14 protein-coding genes are annotated in these 17090 nt (G+C 38.7%); 10 read left to right on the top strand and 4 right to left on the bottom strand.

Features of this window, described 5'->3' with window-relative positions:
- Positions 1-45 precede the first annotated feature (45 nt).
- The 3 genes from EFY79_RS08525 (at position 46) to EFY79_RS08535 (ending at position 3166) form a co-directional block, all read left to right on the top strand.
- Positions 46-501 (top strand): Lrp/AsnC family transcriptional regulator, encoded by a 456-nt coding sequence (locus tag EFY79_RS08525; RefSeq protein WP_123120271.1) that lies wholly within the window; start codon positions 46-48, stop codon positions 499-501.
- 80 nt (positions 502-581) lie between these two features.
- The gene (locus tag EFY79_RS08530; protein ID WP_123120272.1) at positions 582-2372 is read left to right on the top strand and encodes a MutS family DNA mismatch repair protein; all 1791 of its coding nucleotides are present in this window, start codon (positions 582-584) and stop codon (positions 2370-2372) included.
- A gap of 89 nt (positions 2373-2461) precedes the next feature.
- Entirely contained in the window at positions 2462-3166 is a 705-nt protein-coding gene (locus tag EFY79_RS08535; protein WP_123120273.1) for a DUF4197 domain-containing protein, read from the top strand.
- Between the two features lie 107 nt (positions 3167-3273).
- On the opposite strand, the gene EFY79_RS08540 is transcribed toward EFY79_RS08535, so the two are convergent.
- Positions 3274-3795 (bottom strand): DsbA family protein, encoded by a 522-nt coding sequence (locus EFY79_RS08540; RefSeq protein ID WP_123120274.1) that lies wholly within the window; start codon positions 3793-3795, stop codon positions 3274-3276.
- A gap of 148 nt (positions 3796-3943) precedes the next feature.
- On the opposite strand from EFY79_RS08540, the gene EFY79_RS08545 reads away from it, so the two are divergent.
- The 3 genes from EFY79_RS08545 (at position 3944) to EFY79_RS08555 (ending at position 5855) form a co-directional block, all read left to right on the top strand.
- Positions 3944-4429 carry a hemerythrin domain-containing protein gene (locus EFY79_RS08545; protein WP_123120275.1) on the top strand — a complete coding sequence of 162 codons (486 nt, stop codon included), beginning with the start codon at positions 3944-3946 and terminating at the stop codon, positions 4427-4429.
- Positions 4430-4475: 46 nt separating this feature from the next.
- Complete coding sequence (locus tag EFY79_RS08550) at positions 4476-4817, top strand: 2Fe-2S iron-sulfur cluster-binding protein (RefSeq protein ID WP_123120276.1); 342 nt, start codon at positions 4476-4478, stop codon at positions 4815-4817.
- A gap of 102 nt (positions 4818-4919) precedes the next feature.
- The gene (locus EFY79_RS08555; RefSeq protein ID WP_148041881.1) at positions 4920-5855 is read left to right on the top strand and encodes a serine hydrolase; all 936 of its coding nucleotides are present in this window, start codon (positions 4920-4922) and stop codon (positions 5853-5855) included.
- Positions 5856-6152: 297 nt separating this feature from the next.
- Here EFY79_RS08555 and EFY79_RS08560 read toward each other — a convergent pair whose 3' ends face one another.
- Entirely contained in the window at positions 6153-6794 is a 642-nt protein-coding gene (locus EFY79_RS08560; protein ID WP_123120278.1) for a response regulator, read from the bottom strand.
- Positions 6795-7056: 262 nt separating this feature from the next.
- Here EFY79_RS08560 and lon point away from each other — a divergent pair, with 262 nt between their 5' ends.
- The 4 genes from lon to EFY79_RS08580 all read left to right on the top strand — a co-directional run bounded on the left by lon (position 7057) and on the right by EFY79_RS08580 (position 11992).
- Positions 7057-9456, top strand: coding sequence for an endopeptidase La (lon, locus tag EFY79_RS08565; protein WP_123120279.1), 2400 nt, complete (start codon positions 7057-7059; stop codon positions 9454-9456).
- A gap of 158 nt (positions 9457-9614) precedes the next feature.
- Positions 9615-10640: a DUF4421 domain-containing protein gene (locus EFY79_RS08570; protein ID WP_123120280.1), complete on the top strand. Its 1026-nt coding sequence runs from the start codon at positions 9615-9617 to the stop codon at positions 10638-10640.
- A 204-nt stretch (positions 10641-10844) separates the two neighbouring features.
- Positions 10845-11192 (top strand): L-rhamnose mutarotase, encoded by a 348-nt coding sequence (locus tag EFY79_RS08575; protein ID WP_123120281.1) that lies wholly within the window; start codon positions 10845-10847, stop codon positions 11190-11192.
- A gap of 35 nt (positions 11193-11227) precedes the next feature.
- Positions 11228-11992, top strand: a complete 765-nt coding sequence (locus tag EFY79_RS08580) for an SDR family NAD(P)-dependent oxidoreductase (protein ID WP_123120282.1) — start codon at positions 11228-11230, stop codon at positions 11990-11992.
- A 97-nt stretch (positions 11993-12089) separates the two neighbouring features.
- Here EFY79_RS08580 and EFY79_RS08585 read toward each other — a convergent pair whose 3' ends face one another.
- Both EFY79_RS08585 and EFY79_RS08590 read right to left on the bottom strand, forming a co-directional pair.
- Entirely contained in the window at positions 12090-15392 is a 3303-nt protein-coding gene (locus EFY79_RS08585; RefSeq protein WP_123120283.1) for a VCBS repeat-containing protein, read from the bottom strand.
- A gap of 92 nt (positions 15393-15484) precedes the next feature.
- Positions 15485-17068 (bottom strand): SusD/RagB family nutrient-binding outer membrane lipoprotein, encoded by a 1584-nt coding sequence (locus EFY79_RS08590; protein WP_123120284.1) that lies wholly within the window; start codon positions 17066-17068, stop codon positions 15485-15487.
- Between the last annotated feature and the right edge of the window lie 22 nt (positions 17069-17090).

Here is a 17090-nt window from a genome sequence, read left to right on the forward strand (position 1 = left end):
AATTAGTATTCAGTTTATATTTGACAGCAAAATAAACTTTTAAAAATGTTGGATACAATTGATAAATCAATCCTGAAAATGTTGCAAAACGATGCGCATATTACCAACCGCGAAATTTCTTTAAAACTTCACCTTACCACTACGCCCGTGCATGAACGCATCAAGCGACTGGAAAAAGATGGTTATATAAAAAAGTATGTTGCTCTGCTCGACAAAGAAAAATTGGATAAGGGCTTAACTGTTTTTTGTAATGTTTCATTAAAGCAACATACCAACGAAAATGGCAAAAAGCTGGTAAAAGAAATCCAGTCCATTCCTGAAGTAGTTGAATGTTATAACATCGCCGGCGATTATGATTTTATGTTGAAAATCCTGGTTAAAGATATGCCTGCATATCAAAAATTTGTATTGGGCGTATTGGGCACTATTAAAAGCATAGGGAGCGTAAAAAGCGTTTTTGTGATGGGCGAAATCAAGAGCAGCACAAGTGTTCCTTTTTAATTATAGCTTAAATCGTTTGACTGGAAATCATACTCTTGTTTATTCAAGTACTTTTACAAACTTTTTAAGAAAATTTTGACATGGATTCCAGACAATTTTATGAAAGCAGATTAACCGAGCTGCAACTACAACTGAAAAAGCTCAAACAAAAGAAATCTTCTTTTGCGTGGCTGAGACTCGGTGCTGTCGTTGCTATTGTTGCTGCATTTTATTTTCTGTGGTCGCTGGGAATCGGATTTGTAATGGGCGCCATAATTCTGTTGCTGATTGTTTTTGTTCAACTCATAAAAGCAGATTTAAAAAATCATGCAAAAATTGAGCACACGGATAAGTTGATAGCTATTAATGAAAATGAATTACAATTTCTAAGCGGCAACTATTTTGTTTTTGACAACGGATCGGAGCATATTCCCAAACAGCACGAGTATGCAAATGATCTTGACATATTTGGCAGAGCTTCTTTATTTCAATATATCAACCGCACTACTTCCGAGCCGGGAAGCAGGCAACTGGCTGATTTTTTAAAAGCGCCTGCACCGGTTGCAGATATAATCAACCGCCAGGAAGCAATTAAAGAGCTATCAGCTAAAATGATATGGAGCCAGGATTTCCAGGCAAATGGCCAAAAAAATAAAGTTACTTTTTCTGCCAAAGAGCGCCTTGAAAAATGGATGCAAGCCTCCGATATTTTTTCAGGATTCAGACCGTGGAAATGGCTTCGATATGTATTGCCCGCAATTATTATTACCATTGTTGTATTATATATTTTTAGCCTTGTTGGAAATACAATCTTTTATACCTCCTTATTTTTATTTGCAATCATTGCTTATCAAATTAACAAATATGTAGCGCCTGTTCATGAGCAATTATCAAAGGTTTCCGACGAAATGCGAACACTTTATTCTACAATTTCTTCAATCGAAAAGGAAGCCTTTAATACCTCGTTATTGCAACAATGGCAATCAATTTTCCGGCAGCAAAATAAAAAAGCTTCAGCAGATATTTTAAGATTAAAAAATATACTGGATCGCCTCGATATCAGGTATAACCTCGTGCTATCAGCTCCCCTTAATCTTTTGCTTTTATGGAACCTGCAGCAGGTGCTGGATCTCGAAAAGTGGAAAAAAAATGTTCAGAATAATTTTAATTCCTGGTTTCAAACACTTGCCGGTTTTGAAGCGATCAACAGCCTCGGCGTTATTTGCTTTAATCACCCTTCCTGGGTTTTTCCTCAAATCAATCAAAATTATTTTTCAATTCATGGAAATGAAATTGGCCATCCGTTAATACCCAAAGAAAAAAGAGTAAATAATTTTATAAACATCGAGGACAATTCAGAACTCATGCTGGTTACAGGTTCTAACATGGCAGGAAAAAGCACTTACCTCAGAAGCATCGGAATTAACACAGTGCTTGCAATGACTGGCTCACCGGTATGTGCTGCATCATTTGCTGTTTCGCACGTAAAGTTAATCAGCAGCATGCGGGTTACAGATAATCTTGAAGAAAGCACTTCTACATTTTATGCAGAGTTAAAAAAATTAAAAGCCATAATTGACCGTGTAAATGCAGGAGAGAAGGTTTTTATACTGCTCGACGAAATCCTGAGAGGTACAAATTCACTGGACAGGCATACAGGATCAAAGGCGCTGATTAAGCAATTAATAAAAAGAAAAGCCGCAGCCATTATTGCAACTCACGATCTTGAGCTGGCGAATTTAAAGGAAGATTTTTCAGGGAGTATTCGTAATTATCATTTTGATGTGCAGGTTAGCAATGACGAATTGTATTTTGATTATCGCCTGAAACCCGGTGTTTGCAACAGTTTGAACGCTTCAATATTGATGAAAAAAATTGGTATAGAACTTTAAAATAGATTGAGATCTGCATGCGAAACGATTAATGTCAAATCAAAAATTCTTTTTGGCACTGTACTTGAATCTTTTTTGAAAAAGAACTTATGAATAAAGTTTATATTTCATGCATGATATTTTTGTTCGCTTTTTCAGGGTGTGATACTGCGAAAAATATTTTAAATTCTGTCGGAACCCCCAACGGAAATCTTACTACCGAAGAAGTTGTTGATGGTTTAAAAACAGCGTTACGCGTTGGAACTGACACTGCTACTACTAAATTATCTGCATTAGATGGGTTTTACAAAGATGCTCTCGTTAAAATCGTGATGCCGCCGGAAGCGCAAAAGGTAGAAAAAACGTTAAGAGATGTTGGTTTTGGAAGTGTAGTTGATAAAGCAGTTTTATCCATGAACCGCGCTGCCGAAGATGCATCAAAATATGTGGGCAATATTTTTATCAATGCAATAAAACAAATGACCATCCAGGATGCGTTTTCAATATTAAGGGGTGGCAACACCGCTGCCACTGACTATCTGAAAGAAAAAACAACTGCGCAACTAACTGCTGCCTTTAAGCCAATAATTTCAAAATCTCTTGACAAAACAGACGCTACAAAATACTGGAGCGATGTTTTTAGCACCTACAACCGGTTCTCCAATAAGCCCGTCAATACTGACCTCACAGCCTATGTAACCGGAAAGGCGCTCAATGGCTTGTTTTATAAAATCGGCCTTGAAGAGCAGCAAATCCGGCAAAATCCTGCCGCCCGCGTTACAGAGATTTTGAAAAAGGTTTTTGCCAACCAATAAAAAAATCATATTACCGCTAACTATTTTTTACCTCGAAATAAAAATCAACTTATTTTTTAGTTTACTATAAAATAAAACTTACAGTTGACCAAAAAATGCGTGAACAATTATTCAGCGTTGCGAACTGCATTAGCTAAGGATTCGTAAGTTTCATCGTAATCATTTATTAATTCGTCATCAATAAAAAACGTTGGAGTGGATGAAACATTAGCCCTGATGCCACTTTCAATATCACTTTCAATTTTTGCCATAACATTTTGACTTGCCCTGTCGTCATCAAACTGCTCCAGGTTCAGATTTAAAGATTCGGCGAAATATATCAAATTATCTTCCGTAAGCTGATCCTGCTGTTCGAAAATTAAATCATGCATTTCCCAAAATTTATTCTGCAAACCTGCTGCTTCGGCGGCCTGAGCTGCAATCATAGATTCCGGCAACTGCTCATCAGGAAAGTTTCTGAACACAAACAAAAGATCATTATGAAATTCTTTTATCAACCTTTTTATGAGCGGATAAGCCTCCGCACTTTTCTTACACTGAAAATCGCCATACTCCACCAATGTGATAGTTGCGCTTGTTTTTCCTTCAATATGGTCCAGCGAGCCAACGGGGGTGTTTAAATCAGCCATGAATTAAGTATTTAGGTGTATACGAATTAATAGAATGCCTATTCATCACTTAAAAAAACAAACAAATACTAAACAAGATTAGTGCCGTTTTAAACTCAATTGATCAGCAGTTGATAAATTGTAAATAGATTTGCAAAAATTCAAACGGATGAAAATCAGTCATGAAAAATCAAAATCCGGCTTGCTTCCCTTCTCAAAAGATCACTATGCGGGATCTTTATTTTGTTGGAAAATCAGACAGGGCATCAAGTTTCATATAGAAAAGCAGCGGATGCTGGATTATGTCAGCTATTTCTGGAGCCATTATTTTTCAGGCCATTTTAAAGAAGAAGAGGAAATACTTTTTGGCCTGGTAAGAGACAAACAGGTGCAAAAAGCTTTGGCTGATCATCAAGAAATTAAAACAGTCTTTAAAAACATAGAAACTTCAGGCTTGCAATACGCAGAGGATATTCTGCTCGAACTTTCAGACACGATTGACAACCACATCCGTTTTGAAGAAAGAATATTGTTTCCGCATCTCTGCAAAGCGCTATCGGATAAGCAACTGAAAGGTATTGGCGACCAGTTGGTTCGCGAGCCTCTTGTTGATGACTATCAGGATCAGTTTTGGATAAAATCAAAGTCGTTATGATTTTTGTATTGCAGCTTTATGTTGTTTTTAAATCATTCTGCCAATAATGATTGTGCGAAAAAAGGATATTTGTTTTTCAATTTTTTATAATAAGGAAGAAATCGAGGTGGCTACTTTCGAAGGAGAATTCAGAAACCTTATGGTATTAATAAATGAAAAACTTTATGTCGAAGATTTTGGCGAATGTAAAGGAATAGGCAGATGTGGAACGTGCCTGGTAATTGCACAAAGCATGGGCGAAAGCATAATGGAAAGAAATGAAAAAAGCACGCTTCAGAAATGCGCTTACGTCCACACTAACCTGCGGTTATCCTGCCAGATAATGGTAAACGATGCCTTGCAGGGTGCCCGCATTGAAATAGTGGAAGATCGCCCTGATGTACGATAGCAGCAGTAAACAAACCTGACAGTAAATAGATAAATATTCCGGATTTTTATTTTGTCGCACTATTTTTTGTGTGAATTATTTTTTATCAATAACAATTGAATCTTGAAAAGGTTATCATTATTTATTTCATTTCATCTTACCTCATTAATGATGGTGGCTCAAACAACAATACCCTCTTATTATATTCAAAAGAGAGAATTTACAGATTCTTTGTATCAGATTGTTCATGATGTTCATCTTGATGGAACTTATGATGCAGGTGACGATGGAATGGAAAAAATTTCTTTTGCAGTAATTGACCTCGCGGCTAAAAGCCCCGTAATTGGCGGGGTAAATATGGATAATTTTATTTATCCGGCTTCTCTTTATAAAATGTATGTAGCGATGGAAGTGCTGAACCAAATTGAACAAGGCGCGCACTCATTGTCTGAACCCTATATTGTAAAAACGCCCAATGATGTGGATGTAGTGAAAGAAATAAGCTGGGATCCGCGGCCTTTGCTGCGTGATGGCGACACCGTTACCATTAATTATTTATTGGATCTGATGATTACGCGAAGCGATAATTCAGCCGCTAATTGCCTAATTGATATCGCCGGCAGAAAAAATATTAATAAAATGATGCACGCCAATGGATGGGTTGGAAGTGAAGTGACAAGAAAATATTTGCCCCGCAAATTTGAAGATGCAGGATATGATACGATAAGAGGAACGGTTACCTGCGCTCTGCACGCGGCAGATTTTATGTTTAAAATATATACCAATACATTAATTAGCCCGTGGGTAAGCCAGCAAATAAAAGTTTTGTTGGGAAGGCAATTGGATACAACCAAACTATCCGGAGGCCTTCCCCATAACGTTATGTTTTATCATAAATCAGGGTGGTGGCGCTATTTTACCAATGATGCGGGCATTGTGGATGACGGGACGGTAAAGTATGCAATCGCGCTATTGACACCGGTTACAGAAGAAAAAGTGCGTGAAAGAATGAGAGAATTGTCACGCAGGGTTTATGAATTAATGCGGAGAAGGCATTAAATTTCAACCCATAACAAATTATTTTTTCATTTGCAAGACTCCGATGAATCTTTGAAGTTATTTTTTTTAAGAGAGATAAAAAAGAAAAGCGACAGCTCAACAACTGTCGCTTCTTTCCTGAGGTTACCAACGGTGCACTTTGGCGTAGGTTCTTAATAACCAGTCATAAAACTATCATAGATTGAAAAGACATCTTTTGATGGTAATATCTGATTGGTTCAAAATTAGACAATAGCCATTCGCTTATTTGTAGTAAAGCGGTCAAGTATTTGTAATAAAAAAACTACATTTTGTTTGTCAGGAAGGAAATATAACATCATAAGTCCTTGCCAGGCTAAGCAGTTCTACAAGGTTTTGAACCTGTAATTTTTCGAATATGCGGCTTTTATAGGTGCCAACTGTTGAAGTATGAATATTAAGTTTTTTGGCCATTTCAGAAACCGAATTTCCCTGCGCCATGTGTTGAACAATTTCAAACTCGCGTGATGATAATTTATCAAAAGGATTTTCCGGCTGACTTTTAGATCGCATCCCCGCCACGAGTTTTTGGCTTAGCTCAGGGCTGATGTAGGTTTTTCCATTTAAAACCACCTCAATAGCTTTTTGTATTTCACTATTATTTGAATCTTTCCTTAGATAGCCCTTTGCACCAATTTTCAAAAATCTTTTGGCAAATACTTCTTCGGAATTCATACTAAAAATGAGAACTTTTAATCCCGGCCTGATAGCCAGGACAGTTTCAAGCGTTACAAACGAATCCGTGCCAGGCATGTTGATATCCATCATGACTAAATCATAATTTTTTTGCTTAATATTTTCAAGCGCAGAAGTTCCATCAAACGCTTCATCAATATTAGTACGAGGAATATAATCCTGTATTAATAATCTGAGCCCTTTTCTGACTATTGAATGATCATCAACCAGCAAAATTTCAGGCATGTTTTTTTTGTTTATCCTTGGGTGTAGACTGTAAATAAATTTAATTTAATTCCTTAAAAAAGAAATTTTTTTTATGCCGTTAAATAAGTTATGAACAAATTTCGTTTAAAGATGTAACGACATTCAAAATAAAAATCAGCGCTAAATGTTCTTTTACTGTCCGGCTATTTAACGTGGCATTAATGTTGAATAATATAGTAATACCTGAAAATGTTCGTTTCTTTGCCGAAAATTTTGACAGATTGACAAGTGAAAAAAATATATGAATAATAAATTTTTTATGAATGGGCCGGAAGATGAAATGGAATTCATGCCCATGATTCCGCTTCACGAAGAGGGTGACGGAAATGATGAACAGCCCATCCCTGCTGAGTTGCCACTGCTACCTTTGAGAAATACGGTTCTTTTTCCCGGAGTGGTAATACCAATAACAGTGGGGCGCGACAAAAGCATTAAGGCCGTGCAAGAGGCTTACAAGACTGACAAATTGGTAGGCGTAATTTCTCAAAAAGACAGCCTCGTGGAAGAGCCTGCCTCAGCAGATTTAGTTAATGTGGGAACGGTCGCAAAAATCCTTAAGCTAATAAAAATGCCTGACGGCGGAACTACCGTTATAATCCAGGGTAAGAAGCGTTTTCGCATTGACGAGATTACTATGGAAGAGCCGTTTTTTAAAGCGAAGATTACAATTCTTGCGGAAGAAGAGCTGAAGGAAGATACCGATTTTGACGCAATGGTGAGTTCCATAAAAGAGCTTTCCGGGCAAATTATTCAGCTATCTCCCAATATGCCTTCGGAGGCAACCATTATCTTAAAAAACATTGAAAATCCTTCCTTTCTTATCCATTTTGTAAGCAGTAATTTAAATAGTAATATTCTGGAAAAGCAAAAGCTGCTGGAAATTCAAAACATAAAGGAAAGGGCAGAAATGTTATTGAATTTATTACAGACAGAATTGCAATACGCGGAATTAAAAAATAAGGTCACCAATAAAACCCGCGCCGAGCTTGACAAGCAGCAGAAGGATTATTTCCTGCAACAGCAATTGAAAGCCATCAAAGAAGAGCTTGGAGGAGATAATGTAGCAGAGGTAAAGGAAATGCAAAAGAAGGCGGAAGCAAAAAAATGGCCTGCTGCAGCAAAGGAAATGTTCAATAAAGGAATTGAGAAGCTTGAACGTATGCATCCTTCAACGCCTGATTATTCTGTCGTTTACAATCATCTTGATTTAATGCTTGATTTGCCGTGGGAAGATTATACCAGGGATCAATACGATTTCAAAAAGGCGAAAAGAATTTTGGATCACGATCATTATGGCATGGAAAAAATCAAGCAAAGGATTTTAGAATACCTCGCTGTTTTAAAGCTGAAAGGCGATATGAAAAGCCCGATTCTTTGCTTCGTAGGCCCTCCCGGAATCGGTAAAACTTCATTGGGAAAAAGTATAGCCAATGCCATTAATAGAAAGTACGTCCGCGTTAGCCTTGGCGGCCTGCATGATGAAAGCGAAATACGCGGCCATCGTAAGACATACATCGGCGCTATGCCCGGAAGAATTCTTCAATCCATCCGTAAGGCAAAATCTTCTAACCCTGTTATGATTCTTGACGAAATAGATAAAGTTGGAACTGATTTTCGTGGCGATCCTTCTTCAGCTTTGCTTGAAGTTCTGGATCCGGAGCAGAATAATAATTTTTACGACAATTACCTTGAGCTGGAATATGATTTAAGCAAAGTGTTGTTCATTGCTACTGCCAATAATCTTCAAAATATTCAGCCTGCACTGCGCGATCGTTTGGAAATTATAGAGTTGAGTGGTTATGCTCTGGAAGAAAAAATTGAAATTGCAAAAAGGCATTTGTTGCCAAAGCAAAAAGAAGCGCATGGCTTAAAAAATGTGTCGTTTAAAATGAGCGATTCTGTTTTAGGAAAAGTAATCGCCGATTTTACCCGGGAAAGTGGTGTAAGAGAACTTGACAGGCAATTGGCCAGCCTGATGAGAAAGCTTGCAAGGGATTATGCGGAAAAAGGAAAATTAAAGCCGACGGTAAGCATTAATGATGTTGAGAAAATTCTTGGTAAATCAAGATATAGCAATGAAGTGTACCGGACGGCAAATATGGCCGGCGTTGCAGTAGGCCTCGCCTGGACTTATGTAGGAGGTGATATCTTATTTATTGAATCCGCGATGAGCGACAACGGCAAAGGCGATTTGAAATTGACAGGAAATCTTGGAAATGTAATGAAGGAAAGCGCTTCTACGGCATTAAGTTACCTTCAGTCTAACGCAAAGAAATACGGAATAAATCCTGAAATGTTTTATAAAAAGAATGTACACATCCACGTCCCGGAAGGCGCCGTGCCCAAGGATGGACCAAGTGCCGGCGTTACCATGATGACCGCGTTAGCCTCGTCGTTTACTGGCCGGCGCGTGAAGCCTTATCTTGCAATGACGGGCGAAATTACCTTGCGCGGCCAGGTGCTTCCTGTGGGCGGTATTAAGGAGAAAGTTTTGGCTGCAAAAAGATCCGGTATCCGTGAAATTATTATGAGTGCACAAAATGAAAAAGATATTAACGATATTAATCCGGCTTATATCAAAGGATTAAAAATTCATTATGTGAAAACCATGCAACAAGTATTGGAAAATGCTTTGGTTTAGAAAAGATTTTTTTTGATAATGAGCCAGCCTGCAAATGGTTGGCTTTTTATTTGTAGTAAATCAACAAATACCTTGTTTTCTTTTTTTTGTATTTTGATAGTAAGGCTTTCTGGCTTCATAGTTGTTTGCAAAGATTTAGTGAAATAAAATGTTTGTATATGGCGAAGTTCTCCGGCCCGATAATATGCTTTGTGTTGCTGTCAGTGAGCGCTCTGAATGTTAATGCGCAAAATAGCCGTGGGAATGATAGCGCTTACTACGTTTATTTTCCTAACAGCATTACCGGCCGCATGTATACTTCCCAAAAATACAGCCGCTTTAATTTAAAAGCTAAAAATGCGCCTGGCCTGCATTATTTGCCAAATACCACTTTCAATTTGGGCGTGGGTGCCACCTACCATAATTTTTCATTAAACATTGCCTACGGTTTTGATTTTTTAAATCCTGGTAAAAAAAATAATAAAACCAAATACCTGGATTTACAGATGCATTTATACCAACCAAAATGGGTAACAGATGTGTATGGCCAGTTATATAAAGGGTTTCATCTTGCCGGCAGCTTCAATGAGCCTGCGGAAAATTATTATCGTAAAGACTTCCGGTTGAATTTATTTGGCTTGTCTCGGTATTACATTTTTAATTCTAAAAGATTTTCATACCGTGCGTCGTTCATACAAAATGAATTGCAAAAAAAATCTGCCGGAAGTTTTCTGGCGGGCGCGGAATTGTATTATGGGGTAGTGAAGGCAGACAGCAACCTCATCCCAAAATCAGTAAGCGAAAAATACCCTCAAAAAAATCTGAGTAAAATAAATTATCTAAGCATTGGCCCGGGTATCGGTTATGCATACACGCAAATTGTGGTAGCTCAATTTTTTATCACAGGTTCCGTAACAGGCAATCTTGCTTTCAGTTTTGCAAACGAGCATTTGGAAAAAAATTCTCATACACATTTTTCACTAAATCCCGTGACGCGCTTTCGCGTAGCTGCCGGCTACAATAGCAGAAGCTGGAATATCAGCGCCAACTGGGTATTTGATAACCTGGCATTTAAAGGTGTAAAAAGCCATACTGTATATTGGTTTAATACAGGTAATTTCAGGATGGTTTTTGCTAAAAGATTTTATCCCGGAAACCGGCTGCAAAAGCGTTTAAGGCCGTTGGATAAAATTTTTAAAGATTAGAAACGGCATTAGCAGTAGACTAAGAAATAATATATTTTTCTAGTTTAAACCGCCGCTAACAACAGCCTGTTCGGAATTTTGATCTTATTTAAAAATTCGGGCATTCTATTTTAAAAAAAATTTGTGTACGCAGGAAGGAGGGTATGATAACCGTCGAAATTTTATCTATAATAACTTACTTTTAGATTTTTTAATTAATAGAAAATGAAATACTGTCTTGCGCTCGATTTGAAAGATGATGACGCGATGATTGCAGAATATGAAAATCACCATAAAAAGATCTGGCCTGAAATTCTTGAATCAATGGAGAAGGCTGGCATCACAGGCATGGAAATATACAGAGCTTTCAATCGCCTTTTTATGATTATGGAAACCAGTGAAAATTTTTCATTTCCCGAAAAGGAAAAAATGGATAATGCAAATGCGAAAGTGCAGGAGTGGGAACAACTGATGTGGAAATACCAGCAAGGGATTCCTGGCAGCAAGCCTGGTGAAAAATGGGTTCTAATGAAAAAGATTTTTGACTTGAACGAGCAGCCATTCATAATTTAGATTTGAAAATATTTTTTATAAAAAACTTAGAGAGCATGTTTTCTTTAGATAATAAAAAAGCTATCATAACCGGCGCGGGAAGCGGTATTGGAAGAGCAATTGCCGTTTTGTTTGCCAAACAGGGAGCTGAGGTGCATATTATAGAGTTGAGCAGCGAGACTGCGAAATCATCCGTGGAAGAAATTGAGGCAAATGGTGGCAAAGTGTTTTCTCATGCCTGTAATGTTGCCCTTCAGCAGGAATTGATTAAAACAATTAATGCAATAGGAACGCATGATATATTAGTGAACAATGCAGGAATCGCGCACATTGGTAAGGCAGACACAACAAGTGAACAGGATTTTGATCGCATTGTGGGCGTGAATATAAAGGGCGTATACAATTGTTTGTTTGCTTCTATCCCGGTAATGAAAAAAAATGGCGGAGGTGTAATTATAAACATGGCTTCAGTTGCAGCGTGGGTAGGCATTCCAGACCGGTTTGCGTATTCGATGGCAAAAGGGGCAGTGGCCGCAATGACAATGTCGGTGGCCAAAGATTATATTGCAGACCGTATCCGCTGTAATTCCATTTCGCCAGGGCGTGTTCATACGCCATTTGTTGATGGCTTTTTACAAAAAAATTATCCGGGAAAAGAAGAAGAGATGTTTGAAAAGCTTTCAAAAACCCAGCCCATTGGCCGGATGGCAAAGCCTGAAGAAGTGGCTGCTTTAGCGCTCTATTTATGCAGCGATGAAGCTTCATTCATTACGGGCACAGATTACCCGATAGATGGCGGATTCTTAAAATTGAATACCTGATGGGCGCCTGCAAATGAGGGAGATGAAAAAGATTTTTTTATGCTCGGAATCATAATTATCGAAATTTCTATCTAAGGTCAAAAGATAAAATCGCCAATCATTTAAGATGAAGCAATAAAGCTTTTGAATTATTTATCCCAACCACAATTCGTACTTTGTCTTTATTCTTTACGGAAACAACGCTGCGGACATTTCCCCTTATTTTCAAACCGCTTTTATACTGCGGCACGTACGAAAAATTACCTTTCCCGTCTCCCAATAACAATACCCCATGATTGGCAGAATAGCGGCCAAACTTTATCCTCGTCCAGGTGTTGTTGCCGCATAACAATAAATCCTTCTTCCCATCATGATTAGCGTCAACTGAAGTGATGCTATACACCGGAGAGTATTGAGCCTCCAACGGTAATTTATGCATCAAAAAACCTTTACTTCCCTGGTTTTCCAGGTACATGCTTTGCATCGTTTGTGCCTTTAAAACTGAGGCGCTTTTAAGTTCTTCATTCGTAAACAAATCATGGATCATCGCAACGGCATAGTCTTTATACGTCGGAAATTTTTTCTTAAGCGAAGGAAGCCGGCCAGTGAGATCATCCAGTGAGGCTGCAGGGTAAGAAACCCCATCAATATAATAACAAAGTATAGGATCAATAGAGCCATTGTTGTCAAAATCCTTAAAATATAGGGTCATGGGTTCCTTCTCTGTACAATGAAATTGCGTATTCAACCCATAATTTCCTATTACCAAATCTTTATCCCCATCCCCATCCATATCTTCTGCATAAATGCAATTCCACCAACCGCTGCTGGGAAATTTTATATATTCGGAAGAGGCGTCAATCAATTTCCCATTTTGATTAATGAAAATTTTTACCGGCATCCATTCACCTACAACAATCAAATCGGGTCTTCCATCTTTATTAATATCCATCCAAACGGCACCCGTTACCATTCCAATATGTTGCAGGGAAGGTGCGACATTGGCGGTAGCATCTGTGAAATTTCCTTTGCCGTCATTCATTAAAATTTTACTTTCAGGTGCGGCCGGATATTTGCCCGGAACAACCCGGCCACCTATAAATAAATCCATCTTGCCGTCACCATTGATATCGGCAGCTTTTACGCAACCTGTACTGGTATACGTTTTAGGAATGGCAATTTCCTTTTTGAAAAAATTTCCTTTGCCATCGTTAATGTATAGTCTTCCCTGCAAAGCAGGATCATTTTCAGTAAACTCGTATCCACCGCCACCCACATATAAATCCATATCCCCATCGCCATCTGCATCAAAAAATTCAGCAGATACATCTTCACTTACCGCATCTTTTAAAAATGCAGGTTCCGTTTTTTTTGTAAATGTGCCCTCTGCATTTTGAATAAATAATTGAGAAGGCTGTCCTTTTGCCCCGCCGAAAAATACATCGTCCAATCCATCCTTATTTACGTCTGCCACCGCAAGGCAGGGGCCCTGGCGTGAAAGATAGTTAGGTAGCAATGACTGAACTGTAAAGTCATCGAAATTATTTTCCGCATGAATCATATTATTAAGCGTGTCAGTCGAAAAATAGGATTCATATTTATGCGCAGTCGTATCATAATGCCATTTATTACGTGCATCAGTTATCTTCAATGTCAATACCTGATTGGGTTTTACATTTCGCAGGATTTGCATATGATCATCAGGCCAAATGATTAATAACGAATCTATAATTGCATGTTTTCCGATTCCAAAATTCAATACCGGATCTACGGATGATTGGAAACCCCGGACGGGAAACTCTTCCTGGTAGAATTGTTGCTTGCCGCAATACAGCTTTACTTTAGCCCCAATGCCGCCGGTATTTTTTGAATCTCCTGTCAATTTTATTTTCAGGTAATTATTTTTCAGCAGCGTTCCACTATTATTTTTATAAATACCTGCCAGCCCGTTGATGTTATTAATCACCAGGTCCATAGTTCCATTGTTATCCAAATCAGCATAGGCAGTTCCGGATGAAACCGTTTTTTGGTCAAAACCCCATTCGTTCGAACGATTGGTAAAAGTTTGATCCCCCCTATTTTGAAAGATATAATCCGGAATTTCATTGGTTGGCATTTTATCAATATAATCCTTTTCTGAAGTTGCCGGCCCTCCTCCTTGTCTGGCCTGTATAACACTATTCATGGAGGACTTCAAAAAATCCATGTTGGTATAATCTTTTACATAGCCATTGCTTATAAAAAGATCTTTGTTGCCATCATTATCAAAATCACTAAACAATGCACTCCAGCTCCAGTCAGTGTTAGACACGCCTGCTAATTGCCCGATCTCACTGAACGTTCCGTCACCATTATTCTTTTGCAGCATATTACGGCTGTATTGATAATAAAATCCCTGGCTGAAGAGGTATTGAAATTTATCATAGTTTTCTGCCCCATTATGCATTTTTTGGCCTTCATTACTTTCGGGTAACATATCCAACGTCAGTAAATCAACAAATCCGTCATTATTATAATCTGCGGCATCGCAGCCCATTGAAGCCAAAGGAACTTCATCTATTTGATTGGACAACTGTTCACTAAAAGTACCGTTGCGGTTATTTATAAATAAATAATCAGGCTCATTAAAATCATTGGACACATAAATATCCGGCCACCCGTCGTTATTGATATCAGAAACTGAAAGGCCCAAGCCAAACGTAAATACATTAGAGGTAATTCCGGCTTCTTTACTTACTTCGGTAAAATGCCCGTTATCATTACGGTATAATTTATCAGCAAAATCGGGATTGCGCTGATTGCGTAATTCCGGATGCAGTTGTGCGCCTGTTGTGTACTGCTTTAAAGAGTGATTGATAATGAAACAATCCAAATCCCCGTCTTTATCATAATCAAAAAAAGCAGCCTGGGTTGAATAGCCTACATCTGCCAAACCGTACTTCTCCGCTTTTTCTGTGAATGTCAGATTTCCATTATTAATGAACAACAAGTTCTTCCTTCTTTCACGATTAATATCGGCGCTACGGCAAATGTAAATGTCCAATTTACCATCCCCGTTAATATCCACCATAGTTGCGCCCGTACACCATCCTTGTTTGTCAGCAATTCCGCTTTTTTCAGTAATATCTTCAAATTTAAAACCACCTTTATTTAAGAACAACCTGTTTCTGACCATATTGCCCGTGAATAAAATATCAGGCAAGCCGTCATTGTTGATATCCCCGATAGCCACTCCTCCGCCATTATAGAAATAAGTATAATTCAGCACATTCAATGCTTCGTCTTCGAAAATAGTATTCTTAAAATTTATCCCGGTCCTTCCTTCATCAAGAAGAGTAAATAAGTGAGAAGTATTATCACTACAACTAAAAAACAGGCTTGTTAAAAAAAAGAAGCAGATATTTCTCAAAAAAGTTGACATATTCAGATTTTATCTTCCAGGTGCCTTGCTAAAACTAAAGATTCCATTTTTACAAATGGAATCTTTGAAAAAGAATCTATAAAATAGCGAAATTAGTTTTTATCCCACCAGAGAGGCGTCGTTACTTTGTCCGGACCATTGAGTAATGGTATTGCTGCTTCAACAGCGGCCCCGTTGTTTTGCGTCTCCGAAAGAAGGAAAGGAATTCTCCTGATCCACTGGGTTCTGGTATTGGTGATATCAGGATTATCCGAATTAACTACCGGGTAAAGTTTTAGAATATGGCTTCTTCTATAATCAGCCCATGCTTCCATACCGTCAGGGAAAAGCGCGAGCCATTTTTGGGTGGCAATCTGTTCTTTTTGCTCAGCAAGGCTTGTCCCAAACTTTACAGGAATAGTGGTCATGGCGGGTGAATTAAGATAATCCCCTGGAGGAACAGGCGTATTCATGCTGTTGATGTAATTATTAACTATTGTTGCATCCGTAATGCCCCATTGTGCAAGGGAATTAGTAATACCGGCATTATATAAATCTTTGGCATTGCCATCCATATTCCAGCCACGCAAAGCACCTTCGGCTCTCAGAAAGTACGCTTCTGCGGTAGCCATCACGTTTTGCGGGGTGGAAAGATAAGTTGAAATTCCCCCCGCAGCCGGCGAGGCCCACCGTGGACCCACATGAGAATTATTGTCAGCTTTATTGGCATCCAAACCCAACTGAACAACACTAAGCCCGTTTCTTAAGCCGTTGTACTCTCCTGTATTCACCGCAGGTAAAAAATAAATTGGTAACCGTGGGTCTTTGTATCCTTTCAATACTGATTCCATTGATGCGCTCATCCTGAATTCATTCCAATCTGACATAATAGAAAGGCCATTGCCATCATCGCCCTTCGTGGTTCTTTGAATAAGTGCATCATCACCGGGGCTGGTGGTCATTACTCCGTCAGCTACTGCAGCTTCCGCTTCAGTTTTAGCCCGGCCAGCATCCACATTTGAAATTCTCAGCGCCAGTCGCAAACGAAGCGTGTTTGCAAATTTTATCCACTTATTTACATCGCCACCATAAATAAGATCATAACTCCCAAAAGGTTGTTCCCCGGTTTTCCCTTTCAAAACGGTGACTGCTGCTGCAAGCCTTTTAAAAAAATCATCATAGATTTTATCCTGCGGGTCGTAGGGAACCGAGCTACCCGGTGTGCCCGCTGAGAAATACGGAATCGGCCCCCAATAATCTGTGACCTTATGAAAGGTATATACCCACCAGATGCTGGCAAGCGCATGCTCGGCCGAAGAAGAATCTGTGCTGTTAAAAATCGTTTGTAACTGGGGAACTACGGTTGTGTACATGGGGTTAAAAGCGGCGCCTACCCAGTCCATCCTTATTACCAAACGGTCCGAAGGGAAATAAGTAGCTTCACATGCAAAGTATTGTGCGTATTGATCGGCGAACAGATTTTGTGCTACCTGGTAATTCCATTGGCTATTTGTAGCAGTGGATTGTGCCTGGGAAAATAGAAATGGAAGTTCTGCCGCTCCTACAGTTGCAATGCTATTTTTATCAGTGTTTATCTCAGCGAATTTTTTAGTGCAGGAGTTAAACAATAAAAATATAGTGAAGCAAAAGAGCAATACATATACATGTTTGCAGGATAAAAAATTTATTCGTTTCATAAACTTTAAGGTTTAATTATTT

The organism is Hanamia caeni (genome assembly GCF_003721595.1).
GTDB classification, from domain to species: domain Bacteria; phylum Bacteroidota; class Bacteroidia; order Chitinophagales; family Chitinophagaceae; genus Ginsengibacter; species Ginsengibacter caeni.

Bases quoted from the DNA above. Each gene is read 5' to 3' on its own strand.
- EFY79_RS08525 (WP_123120271.1), top strand. From the start codon at position 46: ATGTTGGATACAATTGATAAATCAATCCTGAAAATGTTGCAAAACGAT.
- EFY79_RS08530 (WP_123120272.1), top strand. From the start codon at position 582: ATGGATTCCAGACAATTTTATGAAAGCAGATTAACCGAGCTGCAACTA.
- EFY79_RS08535 (WP_123120273.1), top strand. From the start codon at position 2,462: ATGAATAAAGTTTATATTTCATGCATGATATTTTTGTTCGCTTTTTCA.
- EFY79_RS08540 (WP_123120274.1), bottom strand. From the start codon at position 3,795: ATGGCTGATTTAAACACCCCCGTTGGCTCGCTGGACCATATTGAAGGA.
- EFY79_RS08545 (WP_123120275.1), top strand. From the start codon at position 3,944: ATGAAAATCAGTCATGAAAAATCAAAATCCGGCTTGCTTCCCTTCTCA.
- EFY79_RS08550 (WP_123120276.1), top strand. From the start codon at position 4,476: ATGATTGTGCGAAAAAAGGATATTTGTTTTTCAATTTTTTATAATAAG.
- EFY79_RS08560 (WP_123120278.1), bottom strand. From the start codon at position 6,794: ATGCCTGAAATTTTGCTGGTTGATGATCATTCAATAGTCAGAAAAGGG.
- lon (WP_123120279.1), top strand. From the start codon at position 7,057: ATGAATAATAAATTTTTTATGAATGGGCCGGAAGATGAAATGGAATTC.
- EFY79_RS08570 (WP_123120280.1), top strand. From the start codon at position 9,615: ATGGCGAAGTTCTCCGGCCCGATAATATGCTTTGTGTTGCTGTCAGTG.
- EFY79_RS08575 (WP_123120281.1), top strand. From the start codon at position 10,845: ATGAAATACTGTCTTGCGCTCGATTTGAAAGATGATGACGCGATGATT.
- EFY79_RS08580 (WP_123120282.1), top strand. From the start codon at position 11,228: ATGTTTTCTTTAGATAATAAAAAAGCTATCATAACCGGCGCGGGAAGC.
- EFY79_RS08585 (WP_123120283.1), bottom strand. From the start codon at position 15,392: ATGTCAACTTTTTTGAGAAATATCTGCTTCTTTTTTTTAACAAGCCTG.
- EFY79_RS08590 (WP_123120284.1), bottom strand. From the start codon at position 17,068: ATGAAACGAATAAATTTTTTATCCTGCAAACATGTATATGTATTGCTC.